Annotated in this window: 11 protein-coding genes; 5 read left to right on the forward strand and 6 right to left on the reverse strand. The window is 69.0% G+C overall.

Features of this window, described 5'->3' with window-relative positions; translation table 11 throughout:
* Positions 1 to 129: 129 nt before the first annotated feature.
* The 5 genes from IU452_RS13190 to IU452_RS13210 all read left to right on the forward strand — a co-directional run bounded on the left by IU452_RS13190 (position 130) and on the right by IU452_RS13210 (position 4,525).
* Positions 130 to 420, forward strand: coding sequence for a DUF503 domain-containing protein (locus tag IU452_RS13190; protein WP_195109287.1), 291 nt, complete (start codon positions 130 to 132; stop codon positions 418 to 420).
* A gap of 97 nt (positions 421 to 517) precedes the next feature.
* Positions 518 to 961: a 30S ribosome-binding factor RbfA gene (rbfA, locus tag IU452_RS13195; protein WP_195109288.1), complete on the forward strand. Its 444-nt coding sequence runs from the start codon at positions 518 to 520 to the stop codon at positions 959 to 961.
* A 27-nt stretch (positions 962 to 988) separates the two neighbouring features.
* A complete protein-coding gene (locus tag IU452_RS13200) occupies positions 989 to 1,990 on the forward strand; it encodes a DHH family phosphoesterase (protein WP_195109289.1) in 1,002 nt (333 codons plus the stop codon).
* Positions 1,991 to 2,185: 195 nt separating this feature from the next.
* Positions 2,186 to 3,487: an MATE family efflux transporter gene (locus IU452_RS13205; protein WP_324192627.1), complete on the forward strand. Its 1,302-nt coding sequence runs from the start codon at positions 2,186 to 2,188 to the stop codon at positions 3,485 to 3,487.
* 78 nt (positions 3,488 to 3,565) lie between these two features.
* A complete protein-coding gene (locus IU452_RS13210; RefSeq protein ID WP_324192593.1) occupies positions 3,566 to 4,525 on the forward strand; it encodes a metallophosphoesterase in 960 nt (319 codons plus the stop codon).
* Between the two features lie 33 nt (positions 4,526 to 4,558).
* Here the strand turns inward: IU452_RS13210 and IU452_RS13215 are convergent, their stop codons facing one another.
* From IU452_RS13215 to IU452_RS13240, 6 genes are read right to left on the reverse strand one after another with little or no spacing between them, the layout of a single operon-like run.
* The gene (locus IU452_RS13215; protein ID WP_195109291.1) at positions 4,559 to 5,368 is read right to left on the reverse strand and encodes an SDR family NAD(P)-dependent oxidoreductase; all 810 of its coding nucleotides are present in this window, start codon (positions 5,366 to 5,368) and stop codon (positions 4,559 to 4,561) included.
* Between the two features lie 5 nt (positions 5,369 to 5,373).
* Positions 5,374 to 6,339 (reverse strand): DUF1702 family protein, encoded by a 966-nt coding sequence (locus IU452_RS13220; protein WP_195109292.1) that lies wholly within the window; start codon positions 6,337 to 6,339, stop codon positions 5,374 to 5,376.
* Between the two features lie 39 nt (positions 6,340 to 6,378).
* The gene (locus tag IU452_RS13225) at positions 6,379 to 7,464 is read right to left on the reverse strand and encodes an RnfABCDGE type electron transport complex subunit D (protein WP_228817512.1); all 1,086 of its coding nucleotides are present in this window, start codon (positions 7,462 to 7,464) and stop codon (positions 6,379 to 6,381) included.
* Complete coding sequence (locus IU452_RS13230; RefSeq protein ID WP_228817514.1) at positions 7,461 to 9,464, reverse strand: CRTAC1 family protein; 2,004 nt, start codon at positions 9,462 to 9,464, stop codon at positions 7,461 to 7,463. Before IU452_RS13230 ends, IU452_RS13225 begins: the two co-directional genes overlap by 4 nt.
* The gene (locus IU452_RS13235) at positions 9,461 to 10,834 is read right to left on the reverse strand and encodes an aminotransferase class I/II-fold pyridoxal phosphate-dependent enzyme (protein ID WP_195109293.1); all 1,374 of its coding nucleotides are present in this window, start codon (positions 10,832 to 10,834) and stop codon (positions 9,461 to 9,463) included. Before IU452_RS13235 ends, IU452_RS13230 begins: the two co-directional genes overlap by 4 nt.
* A gap of 12 nt (positions 10,835 to 10,846) precedes the next feature.
* Positions 10,847 to 17,245, reverse strand: coding sequence for a type I polyketide synthase (locus IU452_RS13240; RefSeq protein ID WP_195109294.1), 6,399 nt, complete (start codon positions 17,243 to 17,245; stop codon positions 10,847 to 10,849).
* Between the last annotated feature and the right edge of the window lie 98 nt (positions 17,246 to 17,343).

The raw sequence follows: 17,343 nt of genomic DNA on the forward strand, positions 1-17,343 counted from the left end.
AAAGCGTGCCGGAACCAGTACGTGGAAACACCTGGTTCCGGCACGCTCGAGGTCCCTGTGTCCCGGGATGTTCGAGTCCCCTTTTCCCGGCGTGTCTTTGGCCGGGACGCATCACGAAGAGGTGAGCCGTTGTACGTCGGGGCGCTGGAGTTCGACATTCTGCTCGGCGATATTCATTCGCTGAAGGAGAAGCGCTCCGTGATCCGGCCCGTGCTGGCCGAACTGCAGCGCTTCGGCGTGTGCGCGGCCGAGGGTGGGGAACACGATCGATACCGCCGCACACTGCTGGGCGTCGCCATGGTCAGCGGGGGCATGGGACATCTCACAGAGGTGCTGGACAAATGTGAACGCCACGTGGCGGCCCGTCCGGAGTTACAGTTGCTGGCAGTACGCCGCCGCATCTTCGGACCGGAAGATTGAATCGAATACCGCGGCGGCGGGAGGTCGGCGGTAGCCTGCGTAACCACGTAGGGCCCGCTCCCGCCGCCCAGAGAACTACAGTGAGGAGGGTCGGCCCATGGTGGATCAGGCCAGAGCACGCCGACTCGCGAAGCGGATCGTCACCATCGTCGGCACCGCGATCGAGTACGAGATCAAGGATCCGCGGCTGCGCTTCGTGACGATCACCGATGCGAAGGTGACCGGCGACCTGCGGGAAGCGACCGTGTACTACACGGTGATGGGGGAGACCCTCGCCGCCGAACCGGACTTCACGGGCGCCGCGGCCGGGCTGGAGAAGGCCAAAGGGGTGCTGCGGTCCAAGGTGGGCGCCGCGACCGGCATCAAATTCACTCCCACGCTGACCTTCGTGCTGGACACCGTGCCCGATGCGGCGCGGCAGATGGAGGAACTGCTGGCCAAGGCCCGGGAGGTCGACGAACGAGTGGCACAGGTCGCGGCCAATGCAACCCCCGCCGGCGACGCCGATCCGTACAAGTCCGACCGCGACGAGGAAGACTGACCGCCGCGGCGGTCGCGATGGATTGCGATGACTGCAGTAACGCCGGCGGCACAGCTTGCCGCGGCCGTCGAGGTTCTGGACGCCGCGCGCTCGGCGACTGTGCTGTGTCATGTGCAGCCCGATGCCGACACCATCGGCAGCGGCCTGGCGCTGGCGCAGGTGCTGCATCGGCGCGGGGTTCCGGTGCGGGTGTCGTTCGCCGAGCCCGCCGAATTGCCCGCCTCGATGCGCTCGCTGCCGGGCGTGCAGTTTCTGGTACCTCCCGCGGAGGTGCCGCGCGAGGTGGACGTCTTGGTGGCCGTCGATTGCGGCAGTGTCGGACGGCTGGGGGCGCTGGCCGACCGCATCGCGGGTGCGGCAACGACTTTGGTGCTCGATCACCATCGCTCCAACACCCGGTTCGGCACGGTGAATCTGGTCGACGACACCGCCGAGTCCACCACCAGCCTGCTGGCCCGGGTGTTCGACGCCTGGGGTGAACCGATCGACCCGGCGATCGCGCACTGCCTGTTCGCCGGGCTGGTCACCGACACCGGCTGCTTCCGGTGGGCAGGACCCGGCACGCATCGGCTTGCCGAGCGTTTGCTGGCAACCGGTATAGACGGCGCCGGAATCACCCGCACCCTGATGGACACCCACCCCTTCGGATGGCTGCCGATGCTGTCTCGGGTCTTGGGCACGGCCCGGCTCGAGCCCGCCGCTGCGGGCGGCGCCGGACTGGTCTACGCCTTCGTCCGCCGCGCCGACATCGACGGCCTGCGCTCGGAGGAGGTCGAAAGCGTCATCGACGTCGTCCGCACCACCGCCGAGGCGAGCATCGCCGCGGTCTTCAAGGAGTCCCGCACCACCCCCGACCTGTGGACCGTCTCGCTGCGCTCCCGCGACAGCGGCGTAGGCACCGACGACGGCGTCGACGTCGCCCAGGTAGCCACCCGCCTCGGCGGCGGCGGCCACCGCTACGCCGCCGGCTACACCTCGACCGGCACTCCCGACGACCTGATCGCCGCCCTCTTGGCCGAACTGGCCTAGGCGTTCGGGGCCCGGTCGTCCCATGTTTGTCGGTGGCCTGTGCGATGGTGGGTGCCTGGACGGGACGACGAGTGGGAGGGTTCGCGTGAGCAGGCTGGGGATGGGGTGCCGTACCCGGGGAGTGGCGCGGTGACGGCGGAGCCGGGAACGGCCGTTGCGGAGGGGGACGATCCGTCTGCTGCGGGTCCGCGGCGGATACTCGGGATTGCGGTTCCGACATTGGGAGTGCTTGTCGCCGAACCGATCTACCTGCTGTTCGATATGGCGGTGGTGGGGCGGCTGGGGGCTTTGGCGTTGGCCGGGTTGGCCGTTGGCGGGCTGATCCTGGGGCAGGTCAGCACCCAGTTGACGTTTCTGAGTTATGGCACGACCGCTCGGTCGGCGCGGCGGCACGGGGCGGGGGACGAGCGCGGGGCGGTGGACGAAGGGGTGCAGGCGAGTTGGATCGCCATCGGCGTCGGTCTGCTCATTGTCCTTGTGCTGCAAGTCTTTGCCGAGCCCGTGACGCGCGCGCTCGCGGGTGGGTCCGATATCGCAGACGAAGCGTTGCAGTGGTTGCGGATCGCGTTGTTCGGGGTGCCGCTGATCCTGTTGACCATGGCGGGAAACGGATGGTTGCGCGGGGTGCAGCAGACCCGGCGGCCACTCGCGTATGTCGTTGCGGGGCTGGTTGTTTCGGCCATTTTGTGCCCCGCCCTGGTACACGGGCTGTTCGGTGCCCCGCGCCTGGAACTGGCCGGGTCCGCGGTGGCCAATGTGGTGGGACAGGTGGTGTCGGCCGGGTTGTTCCTGGGTGCGCTGGTGCGGCAGCGGGTTTCGCTGATTCCGCGGCCTGCGGTGATGCGCGCGCAGTTGGTGCTCGGCCGCGACCTCATCGTGCGCAGCCTGGCGTTCCAGGCCTGTTTCGTCTCTGCCGGGGCGGTGGCATCGCGGTTCGGCGCGGCGTCGGTGGCGGCCCATCAGCTGGTGTTGCAGCTGTGGAATTTCCTTGCGCTGACGCTGGATTCGCTGGCCATTGCGGCACAGACGCTGACCGGGGCGGCGCTGGGCGCGGGCGACGCTCCCGGAGCGCAACGGTTGGCGCGGCGAATTACGGCGTGGTCCACGGTATTCGCGCTCGTGCTGGCAGTGGTGTTCGCCGCCGGGGCCGGGATGATTCCGCACCTGTTCACCGATGATCCGCAGGTGCTCGACCGTATCCACGTCATCTGGTGGTTCTTCGTCGCCCTCATCCCGGCGGCGGGTGTGGTGTTCGCACTCGACGGGGTGCTGCTGGGTGCCGGCGATGCGGCCTATCTGCGCAACACCACCATGGCGGCCGGGCTGATCGGCTTCCTGCCGGTGATCTGGCTGTCGCTGGCGTTCGACTGGGGAATCGCCGGTATATGGTCCGGGCTGTCCGCGTTCATCCTGCTGCGCTTGGTCGCGGTGAGTGCGCGGGCGCTGTCGGGGCGCTGGGCGCGGGTGGGGGCCGAGGTGCCTCGGTTGACGCGATAATCGCGTGGCGTGGGAATCTGGAGGTGATCGCCGCGGTTGCCGCAAGGGCGTGGTGAGCGAACAGAGAGGTAGTGCCGGGTGGTTCCGAAGCTGATGGCGGTGAGCGATATTCACGTCGGTCACCAGGGCAATAAGCCGGTCGTCGAGGGGATTCGGCCGGATTCTCCCGAGGACTGGCTGATCCTGGCGGGCGATGTGGGCGAGCGCACCGACGACGTCCGCTGGGCGCTGCGGACCCTGCGGGAACGTTTCGCCAAGGTGATCTGGGTGCCCGGCAACCACGAACTGTGGACCACCGCCAAGGACCCGGTGCAGATGCACGGGGCCGCCCGCTACGACTACCTGGTGTCGATGTGCCGGGACCTGGACGTGCTCACGCCCGAGGATCCCTTCCCGGTGTGGCAGGGCGCCGGGGCGGAGGAGTACGGCGGCGCGGTGACGCTGGTGCCGATGTTCGTGCTCTACGACTATTCGTGGCGCCCCGAGGGCACCAACACCAAGGCCGAAGCCTTGTCCGTCGCCCGCGAACGCAATGTGGTCGCCACCGACGAATTCCTGCTCAGCCCCGACCCGTACGTCACCCGCGACGCCTGGTGTCACGCCCGCCTGCAGTACACCAAGCGTCGCCTCGACGCCCTGGAACCGGGCACTCCGATGGTGCAGATCAACCACTGGCCGCTGCGGCGCGAGCCCACCAGGATGCTGTTCTATCCGGAGTTCTCGCTGTGGTGCGGCACCGACGAGACCGCCGACTGGCACACCCGCTACAACGTCGTGTGCTCGGTGTACGGCCATCTGCACATCCCGCGCACCACCTTCTACGACGGCGTCCGCTTCGAGGAGGTCTCGCTGGGCTACCCGCGGGAGTGGCAGCGCCGCGGGCTCCCCGACAAACTGCTGCGCCAGATCCTGCCCACCCCGCAGTACGGCCCGGACGACCTGAACGAATGGGGTGGCCATTTCAAGGTCACCCCGGCCATGCGGGCCGCCGCGGCCGAGATGCGGCGCCTGGCCGACCGGCGGCGCGGGCTGTCCTGAGGCCCGGCCAAAGCACGCCGGGACCGCAGGACGTCAATTTCGCTGCTGGCTCGCCCGCTTGGCCCGGGCGATGCTGCGGCGGAAGAACGGGCGGGACAGGTCCTCGGGGAGGTTGGCCCAGCGCATGAAGAACGAGGTCAGCGGGTCCAGGGCGATGTGGTGGCGGCCGCGTTCGAGGCCACGGACCGCCGCGTCGGCGACCTTGTCGGCGGGCATGGGTGTGATCGAACCGGTGATGGCCTTGGTTTCGGCAGGCTTGCGCAGGTTTTCGCGGGCCAGGCCGGGGGTGTCGGTATCGGCCGGATACAGCACCGACACCGTCACCCCGGCCGGTTCGGCCTCGTAGCGCAGGCACAGCCCGAGCTGACGCACGCTCGCCTTGGTCGGCCCGTAACTCGAGTATCCGACGATGCCGAGGAAGGCCGAGGTGGAGCTGAGCAGCAGGATGTGCCCGCTGCCGCGCTCCACCATGCCCGCCAGCACACACCGCACCGCGTACACCGAGCCGAGGTAGTTCGCCTCGATCTGGGTGCCGAATTCGTCGTCATCGATGTCGAGGAACCGGCCCGGCAGGGTGAGCCCCGCGCAGCAGGCCAGCACCGCACACGGCCCGTGCCGGGTCTCGAGTTCCTTGATCGCCGTCGCGAGCCCGGCGCGATCTGTGACGTCGGCGCGGCACCACTCGGCGCCGATCCGCTCCGCGGTCGCCCGCAGCGGCTCCTCGCGCCGGGCGATGATCGACACCCGGGCGCCGCGCCGTGCGAATGCGGCGGCCACGGCGGCCCCGATGCCCTCGGAGCCGCCGGTGACGATCACATGCCTGCCGGTCCAGTCGACCCGCATGTCGCTCAGTTCCCCTGCGCCACAGCAAGTTCCCCGACGCGCTGGCGCCAGAGCTGGTAACTGGCCGCCGAACCGTCGGAGGGAATCTCGCCCAGCGCCTTATCGATCAGCGCCGCGGCCTCGCCGATCGAACAGCCGCAGTAGGTGTTCACGGCGGCCTCGGTGTGCGGGGTGGGGGTGCCGGTCTTCTCCCGGATCTTGGCGACCATGGCGCAGCCGCCCGCCAGGTCCGCCCGGAACTGCGGCACCAGCTCCGAAATGGCCTTCAGGTCGGCGGCTTCCACACCCCCGGCGAAGGTGGTCGCGATGCCGACGCCGTTCCACAGATCCCCGTGCCGATGCGGCTCGAACTGCGAGATCCGTTGCGCGAGCAGCTCCACCGAGCCGCCGCAGATGAACCACAGGGCGCGGCCGAGCCCCTGATCCGCGGCCCGGCGCAGCGGCTCCGGATTGCCCATCCAGCGCGGGAACCGCTGCTCGACATGCCTGCCGATCACATATTTCTCGGTGCGGAAGAAGGCATTGTAGAAACCGAAACCGTCCAGAGTCAGCCATCGGTACACCGGATGCTTCGGAAATGCCTTGCCCCACAGTGGTTTCGGCACCCGGCCATAGGACAGCCCGACACCGACGTACATGGTGAGATCGTGTTTGGCGGTGGGCCCGCTGAACATGTCGGCGGCGCGGTGCCCGCCCGGGGTGAGCGCGTCGAGGACGGCCAGTCCCGTTGCCGCGCCCTCGTAGGCGAACCCCTGGTACTGCTCGGGCACCCCGGCGAGATGGGCGATCACTTCGTCGTTGTTCTTGCTGCGCACCGCGAAGTCGATGGCCTGGGACAGATGGAGGGAGACGCGCTCGAGTTCGGCGGCGGTGGCCGGGCTCGGGGCCGCGAAATGCGGCCGGTTCAGCGGGTCGGGCACGGCTCGCGTGCCGAGCAGCAGCGAGCGCAGCGGGCCGATCGGTGAGGGCATGGGAATCTCGATTCTGTCGGGATTGCGGACGCTCGGAATTCAGACGTTCGCCGGTTGTTTCTCCGGTTCCTCGGTCGGAGTGTCGGTCTCCGGCACGGGTGTGGCGACGGCCGGTGCCGCGGTGCGGGCGGCCAGCTTTTCCTGGATATTGCGCGACCACCAGAACAGCCCGCGGGCCGCGCAGACGATCACCAGGGCGAAGAACAGCCCGTAGGAGACGTGCAGGGCCGTCAGCACCCCGTACAGCACGCCCACCGAGGCGCCGAAGGCGATCTGATCGCGCTTGGCGAACGGCGAGGTGGCCGGGTCGGTGATCATGTAGTTGGTGTAGAGCACGAAGGCCAGACCGGTCGCGGGCAGCAACGCCGCGATGATCGAGGTGCCGGGGTCGAGGACGCCGCGCACCACCGCCTGCAGCACGAACGCGCCCAGCCAGGCCAGGATCAGCGGCGTCTTCTTGGTCAGCTTGGCATTGAGCATGGTGCCGGTCATCAGCAGACCGAGCACGATCAGCACGTCGAGCGGTCCGGAGATGTTCTCCACGAAGTGGTACGGCCCGGCGATGGTGAACATCGGGAACAGCAGCAGCGCCACCACGATCCCGAAGTTCGACGGGTTCATGAAGTGCCGCACCTTGCCGTTGATCTTGGCGCGCAACACCCACTTCGCGCCGACCGCGACCGTGACCGCGAACATCACCGGCAGCAGCCGATCGGCGGAATAGACCAGGAAGTTCAGCGCCAGGCCGGTGATGTGGGCGGGCATCAGGAAGATCATCAGTCCGCGCAGCCCGTTGCCGCGGTAGGCGGGCGGGCGCCGATAGGCCCACGCGGCCAGGGTTTCCAGCAGCAGCTCCACCGAATACGACGTCGCGAGGGCGACGAACGGCGACACCCACATCTGCTCGAAACCCAGCAGCGGGAACCCGATCAGGTTGAAGATCGTCAGCGACGCCGCGAAATTGCGCAGCGCGAGGTAGCGCGGATCACGCCCTTCCTTGTTGACGCCCAACCACTTCCGCCGGAACCGCTGCCAGCCGGTGTCCCCTGTCGCGACAGAGCCGTTCGTGTGGCCGTCCGCCACGGCCGTTCCGTTGGGATGCAGCCCATTTCCGTCGGCGCTCATCGCTGGACCTCCTTGGCTTCGGCGTCGAGAACGAGGGTGTGCAGGCCTGGCCGCAACTGCAGCTGCTGCTGGTGCACGGCACCGGAGTTGTCCCGCCAGGTCAGCTGAACCGGCAGCGGGGCAGTGGCATCGACGTCGCCGAGCCCGAGATGGATGTCGGTGGAACGCTTTCCGGAGTGCCCGCTACCGCCGTCGAGCTGTGCCACGTGCAGCTTCCCGTCGGGCGTGCGCACGCTGACCTGCGCGCCGAGCGCGGGGGACCCGAGGATCGGCTTGCCGGCGATGGTGGTCTCCCCGGCCGCCGCGGTGGTCGGCGGGGTGAACAGCTGCAATTCCAGCGGCTGTCCGCGATCGGGAGAATCGTTGCGGTAGTACACCGGGTCGGCCCACTGCCGGGCCACCGCGAAGCCGAGGGCACCGGTTCCGGTCGGATCGCCGACGGCGATACCGCGCGACGGGATCGCCGGGAAGACGCCGAGCGCGGGGGAGATGTTGGTGAACTTCCCGTTCTCGTCCTGGGCGAAGAAGGTCATCCGGTCGTCGCCCGCGAGATCGTCACCCTCTTCGAACTTCGGCCAGGCCCATGGGTATTTGGTCAGGACGTCGTTCATGGTGGCCAGCTCCTGCATCTGCGGCCACCGGTTGGTGTCGCCCTTGAACATGCCGTTGCTCTGCACGATCTGCGGGCGCCCGCTGTTGTCGAAGTCGGCGATCTTGGCGTCCCAGGCCCAGCCGCCCCAGGCGATGCCCTTGTTCACCGCCTCGTTCTTGAACGGTGCCACGCCCGAATGCAGTTGGTCGGCGGCCTGTTTCGGATCGGCGGCGGTGTTGTAGAAGGCGAAGTTGCTCTCCACGATGCCCCACCGATCGGCGATATTGCTGACGAACAGATCGGGCATGCCGTCGCCGTCCAGGTCGGCGAAGTCGGCGCCCATACTCTTGAACGATTCGCTGCCGAGCACGAACGACTTCGGATCGGTCATGCCCCGCTTGCCCTCGGCCAGCCGGAATTTGATGTGGCCCGGTGTCGACTCGTTGACGTAAAGATGGTCGTGACCCATGTCGTTGGCGACATACAGCGACGGCAACTGGTTTCCGGTGAGATCGTGCGCGGCCGCCGCCAGGGTCCAGCCGTGATCGGTGCCCTCGGGCAGCGCGTTGTGCACCTCACCGTAGACGGCGGTGGGATTGGTGCCTCCGGAACCGTTCTGGTAGGTGAAGATTCGATCGCCGCCGCCGTTGGTGGCCTTGGAGAACGACTCGTTCATGGTCAGGCTCTGCTCACCGTCACGGCCGATGAAATCGCTGTCCGGGAAGTAGTTCCCGAGGAAGATGCTCGGGTTGCCGCTGCCGTCGAAGTCCGCGACCGAGGCGGCCATCGTGACCCAGCGCGGGCCCTGGTAGCTGTTGTCCTTGCCGACCGCCGAGGGCACCAGTTCGGTCGGCCTGAAGGCGGCCGAATCCAACTGCCTGGCACCGGATTTGGGCAGGAACAGCACGGGGGTCCGGCCGGCGTAGTAGACCAGCAGGCCCATGCGGCCGGAATGGTTGAAGTCGCCGGGCACACACCCGGTCGGCACCATGTTGTCGTCGGTCGGCAGCGGTGCGGCATCGAGGACGAACGGCTGATACCGGCGGGTGTCGCTGTCCGGGGTCGGGGTGATGATCACCTTGTCGGACTGCGTATCGACCACGCACAGATCATCGGCGCGGCCGTTGCCGTCGAGGTCGTTGATCGCCACTGCCGAACCGACCGCCGACAGCCACGCGCCGATGTGCTTGTAGCGGTCCTGGACCTCGTGAATCGTGTGTTTGGGCAACCCGGGCGGCAGTGCGATCGGCATCTCGGTGAACCGGAACCGGCTCGCTACAGGGCCGTTCGGATCGGTGGCCGTCGGCGTGACCATGGCCGAGTGCGCGGGCACGAACAGCACCGCCATCAATGCCAGTGATGCGAAGGGCACCAGCGCTTTTCGGAGCAGGTAGGAATCGACTTTCATCGCTGGAGGTGGCCTTCCGTGGTGAGACCGTCGAACACCCGACGCAGGGTGTGCAACGCGTGATCGAGCTGTTCCTCGGTGTGGCGGCAGTTCACGAAGAATCGCAGCCGCGCCTCGCCCGCGGGCACCACGGGGTGACCGATGGCGTTGGCGTTGATGTCGTGGTCGAGCAGGGCCAGTGAGGCGCGCAGGGCGGGCTCGTCGGCGCCGGTGATGATCGGGGTGATCGGCGTGCCCTGGGCGTTGCCGGTGTCGAAGCCCAGTTCGCGGGCGCGGCGGTAGAAGTAGTCGCCGTTGTGACGCAGCGCCGCAACGCGTTCGGGCTCGTCGTGCAGGACCGCCAGACCGGCCAGCGCGGCCGCGGCGGCCGACGGCGCGGGGGAGGCGGTGTACATGCTCAGCCCCGCGGCCGAGTACTTGAAGCCCTCGACGAGCTCGCGGTTGGCGGCCAGGTAGCCGCCCACGCTGCCGAGCGCCTTGGACAGCGTGCCCATCCACACGTCGACGGCGTCGCCGGGCAGGTCGAACAGCTCGCGCACGCCCAGTCCGCGCTCGCCGAGCACCCCGAACGAATGCGCCTCGTCGATCATGATCGAACAGTCGTGTTTGCGTGCCACCTCGATGATGTCGGGCAGCCGCACGACGTCACCGTCCATGCTGTAGACACCCTCGATGAGCACCAGGGCCCGGTCGAAGCTGCGCCGCGACATGGACAGGATGGCGTCGAGGGATTCGGGGTCGTTGTGCCGGAAGGTGAGTCGTTTGCAGCCTGCCCATTCGGTGCCCGACACCATGCTGTTGTGGATCAGCGAATCACACACGGCCACATCGCGTTTACCGAGCAGGAAGGCGATCGCGGCGGCATTGGTGAGGAAGCCGCTGGCGGTGACGATCGCGGCTTCGGTGTCGTAGATGCGGGCGATCTCGCCCTCCAACTCCCCGTAGAGCGGAAGTTCCCCGGCGACCATCCGCACCGCCGCGGCCGAGGTGCCGTAGCGGTGGATGGCGTCCACGGCGGCGGCATGCACGCGCGGTTCGGCGGCCAGATCCAGGTAGCCGAAACTGGAGAAGTTGAGCATGTCCCGCCCGGCGAAGCGGGTGACCGGGCCGCTGATGCCCTCGTGCGGCAGGTAGTAGGGGTAGAGCCCGCCGGATTCGCGCGTCCAGGCGTCCAGGGCGCCGAACTTCCGGGTGGCGTCGAGCACGCCCGGATGGTCGCGGAACGAGGTGAGCGGGGTGCTGCGCGCGGCCGGTGTGGCAGGGGTGGGCGCGGTGGCGGCCGGTGCGGCATCGGGGACGTTCCCGCCCGGGTCGTGTCGGTTCATCAGCGCGCGAGCCAGCTCGCGGGCGTCGATGCTGTCGGTGGTCATCTCATTCCCTCGTCATGCGGCGGAATCGGTGGGCGTGCTTATTTCTTCGTGGGCGATCTGGGCGGCGACGCGGACGCCGAGCCCGGCCAGTGAGGTTCCCGAGGCAATGGAGACCGCCGACATCTTCACGCCCAGGCTCTTCACCACGCGCGCGCCGAACTCCATGGCCATCAGCGAATCCAGGCCCAGTTCCGCGGTCGGGGTGGCCGGGTCGAGGGAGTCGGCGTCGACGCCGAGCACGATCGCCAGCTGTTCGGCGAGCAGCCACGTCACCACCTCGCCGCGGTGTTCGGGATCCAGCGCCAGGATTTCCGCGCGCAGGGCGCCGGAGCCGCCCGCACCGCCGCTGGCGGCGGCGACCAGTTCCGCGAAGCGCGGTGCCCGGGCCGAGGCGCGGTGCGCGGCGGCCCATTGCCCCCAGTCCACGTCGAACAAAGCCAGCTGCGCACTGTCCAGGCGCAGGCACTCCCACAGCAGGACGGTGGCCAGGTCCATGTCCAGCAGGCCGTAGCCGGTCATCTGGGCGTATCGGGACACCGCGTGGGAGTCGGCCATGCCGCCGCCGTCGCCGCGCATGAATCCCCAGTCCACAGCCACGGCGGGACGGCCCTGCGCGCGGCGCGACCAGGCCAGCGCGTCGATCGCGGAATTGGCTGCGGCATAACCCAGTTGGGGAGAGGCCCCGGCGATGCCGCTGGCGGAGGAGTACAGCACGAACAGGTCGAGCTCGACATCGGCGGCGGTAGTGGCGCGATCCAGGTTGACCGCGCCGGCGAGCTTCGGCGCGAAGATCTCGTGCAGCGATTCCGCCGTGATCGCCGGGATTTCGGTGTTGTTCACCACCCCGGCGGCATGCACGATGCCGCGCAGGGGTGCCGGGCTCGCTTGGATCCGGGCCACGAGGTCGGCGACCGCGTCGTAATCGGCGACGTCGACGCGTTCCTCACGCACCGCCACCCCTTCGCGGGCGAACTGCGCGAGCTGGGCGCGGGCGGCGTCGGTGGTCGCGCCGCGGCGGCCGACGAGCACCAGGTGGCGGGCTCCGCATCGCACCAGGTGGCGGGCCGTGGCCAGGCCGAAGGCGCCGAAGCCGCCGGTGACGAGATAACTTGCCGCCGGGTCGATCTCGACATCGGTGGGGATCTCCCGCACCGGTGGATCGTCGGCGCGCAAGTCCAGGGCCACGCGGCCGATGTGGGCGGACCGGGTGACCGTCTCGAACGCCTCGGTGAGTTCACCCGGCCCGAACACCGCGGTCGGCAGGGCCGTGTACTCGCCGCTGTGCAGGGCGGCGGTGACGCGGCGGGCGGCGTGGCGCACGCGGTCGGGGCGGTGGGCGAGCATGCGGTCGATGTCGACGGCGAAGAAGGCCAGGTTGCGGTCGAACGGCCGCAGATCGATGGCGCCGCCGCCGTAGATGTCGGCCTTGCCGATATCCACGATGCGGCCGAATTCGCCTGCGACGCGGAAGTTCTGCTGCAGGATCTCGCCGGGCGCGGAGCTGTAGACCACATCGACACCCCGACCGTCGGTCATCCGCAGCACCTCGTCGACGAACCCGATCGACCGCGAATCCAGCACCTCGGGTACGCCGAGCTCACGCACCCGGTCGCGGCGCTGCGGGGAACCCGCGGTGGCGATCACTCGCGCGCCGCTGCGCAGCGCGACCTGCACGGCGGCCATCCCCATGCCGCCCGCGGCGCCGTGGACGAGCACGGTTTCGCCCGGCTGTACCCGGGCCAGCTCGCCGAGTCCGAATTCGGCGGTGAGCAGCGGCATCACCGAGGTCCAGTGCAGCGGGTCGAATGTTCCCGGCGCGAAGATCTCCATCCGGTCGGTGGCGCCCGCGTCCGGCCGGACGGTCACGTAGCGGCGCAGGACTCCCGGTGCCACCACCGAAATCTCGTCGCCCGGTGTGATTCCGGTGACTGCGGAGCCCACGCGTTCGACGATGCCGTAGCCGTCCATGCCGATCTCGGTGCCGAAATACGTTCCGGTGAGCTCCTTTTCGGTGAGCACGCCGAGGGCTTTCAGGGCGTCCTTGTAGTTGAGGCTCACCAGCTGCATGCGGACCTCGACCTCGTCGGGGCCCGGCGCCACCCGCTCGGTGGTGCGCCACGCCAGCTCCGACAGCAGCCGCGAGCGCGGCACGTCGAGCCCGAATGAGCGTTGCGGGTCGGTCAGTGGTCGCGAATTGTTCCAGCGCGCCAGGTGATCGGTGAGGGTGTGCCGCCAGCGGGCGGTCCAGCAGGCTCCGGCTCGCAGCGCCACCTCGTCGACGGTGGTGTCGGCGTAGATCCGGTCGAGGACCTCGGCCAGGGCGGTGCCGGGTTCGGTGTCCACCAGTCGCCACTGCCCGGCGGGCACCTCGTTGAGCAGCTCGCGCCGCGCGCCGGTCAGCGCGGCGTGCTCGAGCCGGACGAACCGGTCGATCGGCAGGCAGAACGCGTGCTCGGTGACGACGACGGCGTGCAACTCGAGTCGTATGGCCGAATCCTGGTCGGCGACAAGCCGTTCGATGGCCTGGGCGACGCGGGCGAGGGCGTGGGTGTTCTGCATCGCGTCCAGCTCGGCTCCGGCCACGACCACCAGCCGCATGCGCGACCGGCCGAGGTCGTCGCGGGCGGCCCGCAGGAGTGCGCACAGCTGTTCGCTGCTCAGCGCGGTCGCGTGCGGACCGACGGTGACCAGTTCGGCGGTGGCGCGGACGCTGGCGATTTCCTTGGCCCGCTGCGAGATTTCCGCGCCGAGGTTGACCACGAGCACGTACTCGTCGTCGGTGGGCTGCTCGCCGTCCGCCGCGTCCGCGGTGTCGGTGACGATCTCCCACACGGGTTCGTAGAACAGCGGGTCGAGGCGGTCGTGCAGCGCGGGTTGTCCCGTGAGGGCGCGGAAGCGCACTCCCGACAGGGTCAGCGCGACATCTCCGGTGGCCGAGGCGATGCGGATATCGGCGCGCAACCGGTCGTGCGGATCGCGGGCGACGAGGACCACCGGGTCGTCGGGCAGCGGCCCGGTCCAGCGCACCGCGTCGATCATCGCGGGTACGACCACCTCCGGTTCCGTACCGGGTTGCGGGGCGGCCGTTGTCGCATAGAGGGCGGCGAAGCACTGCAAGGCGGCATCGACGATCGCCGGATGTGCCAGGTGCCGCGGAGCCTCCGAGGCCGGGAGGCCCAATCGCGCCACAACCCGGTCGGGGCTCACCCACACCTGCCGCAGCAGCCGGAACGACGGACCGTAGCCGAGTCCGTGGGCGGCCATCGTCTCGTAGAGTTCGTCCACCGCCAGGCTGTTCGAATCCTGGTTCGGCACAATTGATATCCAGGTGGGTTCGACCTCGGCTTCGATCAAGCGGCCGTGGGCGTTGACCGTCCACGCACCCCCGGTTCCCGGGCGCGACCGCACGGTGAACCGGCGGGTGGTCTCCTCGACGGTGAACCGGACGACCGGGACATCGTGCTCGTCGACGACCAGAGGCGCCACGAATTCGACCGATTCCAGTCCGAACGAGGCGCGCCCGGTGCGCAGCGCGATCGCGCTCAGGGCCGCGTCCAGATAGGCCGCGCCGGGCAGCACCACCGCACCCGCGACCCGGTGATCGCGCAGCCACGGCAGAGTCGCCACCGACAGCTGCACTTCCCACTCCGGTTCCGCGGCCGCGGTCCGATCGCCGAGCAGGGCGAAACTTCCCGGTGTGCCGAGGCGGTTCAGCTCCGCCTCCGGTTCCTGCGTCCACACGTAGCGGCGCTGCCACGGATAGCGGGGCAGCTCCACGTGCCGAGCGGGTCCGGAGAACGGCTGGGGCAGGCGCGAATTGTCCAGCGCGCCCGCACGATACAACTCCCCGACCGCGGCGAGGACCTGCTCGCGATCGTCACCGTCGCGGGCCAGCGTGCCGATGGCGGCACCGGAGATGCCGCGCTGCACCAGGATTTGCTTGATATTGCCGCTGAGCACGGGATGCGGCCCGACCTCCAGGAAGACCCGATGCCCCGCCTCGAGCAGCGCGCCGACGGCGTCGGCGAACCGGACCGGCTCGCGCACATTGCGGCACCAGTATTCGGCATCCCAGTCCGCCGCGGTGGCGGAGTCCGCGGTGACCGTCGAATACGCGGGCACGAGGGGATCGGTGGCCGTGAGAGTGGCCAGTGCGGCGCGCAGTTCGGGCAGGATCGGGTCCATCAGGGGACTGTGGTACGGCACCTCGACGCGCAGGGTGCGGGCGAAGACGCCGTCTGCCTCCAGCAGTTCGCGGATCCGTTCCAGGACCGCGGAATCACCCGCGAGAGTCACCGCCGACGGTCCGTTGACAGCGGCGATCGACACAGTTCCGGTGTCGGGGAGCAATTCTCGCGCCTCGGCCTCCGACAGGCCCACCGCCAGCATGCCGCCGGTACCGGCGGTGGTGGCCTGCAGCCGCGAGCGGTGATAGCTGACCGCCACGGCCTGCGCCAGCGTCAGCGAACCCGATACGTAGGCGGCGGTCACCTCGCCCACGCTGTGCCCGACCACGACCGACGGCAGGATCCCGAGATCGGCCAATTCCGCGGTGAGCGCCGCCTGCAGCAGGAAGTTGGCCGGTTGCGCCACCTCGGTGCGAGCCATGCGCGACTCGCCCTCCGGCCGCAGCATCTCCGTGAGCAGCGACCAGCCCGCGAGTTCGGTGAATTCCCGGTCGATCTCACGCGCGACGGCCGCGAAAGCGCCGTCCCCCTCCAGCAATCGGCGACCCATCGCCCACCACTGCGGCCCCATCCCGCTGTAAACGAACACGGGAGCGGTATCCCCCTCGGCGATGGCCCGCGCGGGCGCCGAGCCACCCCCCGCGGCGAATTCGCCGAGCTGCGACCGTAAGTCGTCGCCATCCCGATACCGGAACACCGCCCGCAGCGGATGATGCGCCCGCCGCACCCACGCCGCCGCAACGAGATCGTCGACGGGAGTCACCGTGTCGGAAGCGATTTCGGCAGCCAGGACCCGCAGCGCCGATTCGCTGCGCGCCGACAACGGCAGGATCGGTAGCCGCCCACCCTGGACCACCGCGCATCGGTCGACATCCTGGGCTACCGTGCGTCGGTCTATATCCTGGTTCCTCGGCCTGCTGCCTACATCCTGGTTCCCCGGCCTGTTTTCGGCCGGGGGTGGACCGATGATCACGTGGGCGTTGGTTCCTCCGTAGCCGAAGCTGTTGACCGCCACCAGCGGTTGGCTCAGGGGCTCGGGTTCCAGCGGGACGCGCAGGCGCAGCGCCTCGAAGTCGATGTCGGGGTTCGGGCGGTCGAGCCAAGCCTGGGGTGCGATGGTGCCGTGATGGACCGTCAGTGCGGCCTTGATGACACCGGCGACTCCGGCGGCGGCCTCGGTGTGGCCGATATTGTTCTTCACCGAACCCACCGGCAGCGGGTCGAGACGGCCGTCGACCGCGCCGTACACCGCGCCCAGCGCCGACAGTTCGATCGGGTCGCCCACCGGGGTTCCGGTGCCGTGTGCCTCGACGTAGCCGATCTCGTGCGGCGCGATGCCGGCTCGGTCCCGGACGGTGCGCGCAAGCTGTTCCTGCGCAACGGGGTTGGGCACCGGAATGGCCAGGGTGCGGCCGTCCTGGTTGACGCCGCTGCCGCGGATCACCGCGTAGATGCGGTCCCCGTTGCGCAGCGCGGTCTCGACGGGCTCGAGGACGAGTGCGCCCGCGCCCTCACCGCGGCCGTAGCCGTCGGCGGCGGCGTCGAAGGACTTGCAGCGGCCGTCGACCGACAGGAATCGGCCCTTGCACATGGAGATGAACGTCTCCGGCTGCAGCATGGCGTTGACACCGCCGACGATGGCCGCCTCGCATTCGCCCGCCGCCAGCGCCTGCACCGCCTGATGCAGCGCGACCAGCGACGACGAGCAGGCGGTGTCCACGGTGAAGGTCGGGCCGTGCAGATCCAGCAGGAACGCGATGCGGGCCGACAGCAGCGTATGCGACGACGCGGTCGGGGTATGGCTCGAAATGGCCGACCGAATCCCGTTGCGGGCCACCGCATTGTCGGTCATGAAACCGCCGACGAACACGCCGACCTGGCGGCCGCCGATGCGGCCTGCCATTCCGCAGTCGTCGAGCGCCTCCCAGGTCACCTCGAGCAGCAGGCGCTGCTGCGGATCCATGATCGACGCCTCGCGCTGTGAGATGCCGAAGAAGTCGGCGTCGAACTCCCACAGGGACTGGGTGAGGAATCCGCCGTGGCGGGTGTACATGCGGCCGGGTGCATCCGGGTCGGGGTCGAAGAACTTCTCCGTATTCCAGCGATCCGGCGGCACCGCCACGATGCCGTCGCCCTTGCCGATCACGAAATCCCAAAAGGTGCCCGGACCGTCGATACCGCCCGGAAAACGGCAGCCGATCCCGACGATTGCTACATCGGACATTGCGGTCCTCTGATTGTCTACGCGAAGTGGTGAACGAGTTGCTCGGGAGAGTGGAGCGATTGTCGCCTAACGATAGGCAGCCTACTTTCGATCTTCAA

Source organism: Nocardia transvalensis (genome assembly GCF_015477765.1).
In the GTDB taxonomy this organism is placed as follows: Bacteria; Actinomycetota; Actinomycetes; order Mycobacteriales; family Mycobacteriaceae; genus Nocardia; species Nocardia transvalensis_A.